Genomic DNA, 755 nt, shown 5'->3' with positions numbered 1-755 from the left:
TTCCTTGGCCTGCCAGCGTTGCCTGGAAACGTCACGGCGCAGCTGCTCTTTTGAGTGCCGCTCCATTTCGCCCAGACGCGCCTGCCCAATCTCGCGCAGCTCCACGTCGCGGCGTTTCTTGGCCGCTTTCTGCACGCGCTCGAAGACGTAGCCCAGACCCAGATCGTTCCAGAACAGTTTGGTAAACCGGATTAACACGCGTGTGCGTACCAGGTGCAGGCCGTTATCGTCCTTCTCGTCCAGGCGCACACGCTCGATGCGCCGGTACACGTAGCCGACGGCATCCATAGTCTTGAACAGCCGGCACAATGCCGGCGCAGAAAGACCAGCATCCTTCGCGATATTGCACTGGGTATTGAGCACATAGCGCCCGTTGGCCGGGTCGATATAGCCCAGCACACTGGTGGCCAGGTCCAGGCGAACCAGCAACTGCTCGGCTACCTGCTGCAGGGCTTCGAATTTTTCCCGACGCGTACGCCGGTCACCATGCACCCGGTCCAGGCGGCGCAGGTACTGGCCACGGTTCTCGACCATATGGCCCAGCCGGTCATGGGCTTTGCGAATCAGGGGGTTTTTGAGCTGTTGCTCAGTGAGGTAACGGGGTGCGGCATATTGATCGGGCAGAGCCCGTGCCGATCGGCGCAAGGCCGAATGAGGATCAGAGGGGGCGAGCCGTACGGCTTTGAGCCGGCTCATGGCTGGACATCCTGACCAAGGTGGCCACCGAATTCAGCCTTGCATGAAGCAAAGGGGGT

The 755-nt window shown here is 61.2% G+C and carries 1 protein-coding gene; it reads right to left on the bottom strand.

Annotated elements, in window-relative coordinates; translation table 11 throughout:
• Window positions 1–624, bottom strand: a 624-nt coding sequence (locus DGA31_RS29445; protein ID WP_109514913.1) for a hypothetical protein, incomplete at its 3' end; no start/stop codon positions are given.
• Window positions 625–755: the final 131 nt, after the last annotated feature.

It is taken from the genome of Pseudomonas ovata (assembly GCF_003131185.1).
GTDB lineage: Bacteria > Pseudomonadota > Gammaproteobacteria > Pseudomonadales > Pseudomonadaceae > Aquipseudomonas > Aquipseudomonas ovata.
The sequence above is the reverse complement of the archived record's forward strand: the minus strand, read 5'-3'. Positions and strand labels throughout refer to the sequence as shown.